This is a genomic window from Rhodococcus daqingensis, from assembly GCF_042665615.1.
Taxonomy (GTDB): Bacteria; Actinomycetota; Actinomycetes; order Mycobacteriales; family Mycobacteriaceae; genus Rhodococcus_G; species Rhodococcus_G daqingensis.
In genome coordinates this window covers 1-2162 of record NZ_JBHTCS010000027.1, presented here as the reverse complement: position 1 = coordinate 2162, position 2162 = coordinate 1, and the positions used below count along the sequence as shown (strand labels likewise).

Here is a 2162-nt window from a genome sequence, read left to right as displayed (position 1 = left end):
GGACGGTTCGACCCCGATCGGTGGTCCGGTGAATGTGGTCGACGGTAAGGCGAAGCTGTCGCATACCTTCGACACGGCGGGTGCGCATTCGATTACGGCGACGTATTCCGGGTTCGCGGGTTTCTCGGGTGCGGGTTCGCAGGCCAGCACGGTGACGGTGGCCGGTTCCGGTGGGGACGGGTCGTTCGGCTCCAGCCAGTTCGGTTCCTGAATCCCGGTTCCTGAATCTCTAGCTCTGTTTCGATCCAACAATGCTCGGTGCTGCAAATGGAGGAACTTTGATGTCCGGTCTGATGGTGCGTCGCGCGGTGGCGGCGACGAGTGGCGCCGCCCTTGCGGTGCTCGGGCTCGGGGTCGGTGGCGGTGTCGCCTCGGGGGCGCCGGGCTCGGTGACGTGGGATGACGGGAACGAGCGGATCACCCGCACGATCAGCGACGTCACCCCGGCCGCGGGTGACACCATCACGTCGAAGACGGTTTTCGATCGGACTGGTGGAGTCGTCGAATACATCCAGCAGGTCAAGGACATCCATCCCCCGTGCTTGACGTATGTGAACGGCTCCGCGAAGGTCGACGGCTCGGCACACGGGCTCGACAGCCAGGGCGCCGACTTCGCGAAGGTATCGGGCAGCTGGGCGCTCTACCCGCACATCTCGCCGAATCTGCGGACCTATGAATTCTCGTACAAGGTGGGTGCCGACTGCGCCCGGGGCGTGCCGCTGATGACGACGGTGCACTACTCCGGGACGCTCGGCAGCGGCACCTATGAGGGCAAGGGGCCGACGGTTTCGGTCCGCAAGAACGTCTCGGTGACGACGCTGGCCGCGGTTGCGAATGCTCAGGTCGGTCAGGCGGCGACGCTGAGTGCGACCGTCACGGGTGGCGCGAACGGTGACACCGTCGAGTTCTATGACGGCGCCACCAAGCTCGGTACGGGGACTCTGAACAACGGCGCCGCGACGTACGCCTGGACCCCCGCGACCGGTGGCGCACACGCCGTGTCCGCGAAGTTCCTCGCGACCGCGCAGGCGGAGGGATCGCAGTCCGCGCCGCAGAACGTCACCGTTTCGGTCCCGGATGAGGCGACCACGACCACGCTGACTGTCCCCGCGTCGGCGAATGTGGGTGCTGCGGTTGAGTTGAAGGCGACGGTTGCTCCGGCGGCTGCGGGTGGCACGGTGCAGTTCAAGGACGGCGACGCGAACATCGGTGGCCCGGTCACCCTTGCCGGTGGCGTGGCGACGTTGTCGCACACCTTTGATGCTGCCGGTGCGAAGTCGATCACCGCGGTGTACTCCGGTGGTGCTGGTTTCACGGGTTCGACGTCTGCTGCGGCGACGGTGACGGTGTCGGTGCCGGATGAGGCGACCACGACGACGGTGACGGTGCCGGCGACGGCGAATGTCGGTGCTGCGGTGGAGTTGAAGGCGACGGTTGCTCCGGCTGGTGCGGGTGGCACGGTGCAGTTCAAGGACGGCGCTGCGAACATCGGTGGCCCGGTGGCTCTTGCTGGTGGTGTGGCGACGTTGTCGCACACCTTTGATGCTGCCGGTGCGAAGTCGATCACCGCGGTGTACTCCGGTGGTGCCGGTTTCACGGGTTCCACCTCTGCACCCGCGACGGTGACGGTGTCGGTTCCGGATGAAGCGACCACGACGACGGTGACGGTGCCGGCGACGGCGAATGTCGGTGCTGCGGTGGAGTTGAAGGCGACTGTGTCGCCGGCTGGTGCTTCTGGCACGGTGCAGTTCAAGGACGGCGACGCGAACATCGGTGGCCCGGTCACCCTTGCCGGTGGTGTGGCGACGTTGTCGCACACCTTTGATGCGGCGGGTGCGAAGAGCATTACTGCGGTGTATTCGGGTGGTGCCGGTTTCACGGGTTCGTCGTCTGCTCCGGCGACGGTGACGGTGTCGGTGCCGGATGAGGCGACGACGACGACGGTGACGGTGCCGGCGACGGCGAATGTCGGTGCTGCGGTGGAGTTGAAGGCGACGGTCGCGCCGGCAGCCGCTGCTGGCACGGTGCAGTTCAAGGACGGCGCTGCGAACATCGGTGGCCCGGTTGCGGTGAACGCCGGTGTGGCGACGTTGTCGCACACCTTTGATGCGGCGGGTGCGAAGAGCATTACTGCGGTGTATTCGGGTGGTGCGGGTTTCACG

The 2162-nt window shown here is 66.4% G+C and carries 2 protein-coding genes; both read left to right on the top strand.

The window, feature by feature from the left end:
• A partial coding sequence (locus tag ACFQS9_RS22180) for an Ig-like domain-containing protein (RefSeq protein WP_378403132.1) occupies nucleotides 1-211 on the top strand: 211 nt, incomplete at its 5' end.
• A 598-nt stretch (nucleotides 212-809) separates the two neighbouring features.
• On the top strand, nucleotides 810-2162 hold a 1353-nt coding region (locus tag ACFQS9_RS22175; protein ID WP_378408682.1), incomplete at its 3' end, for an Ig-like domain-containing protein.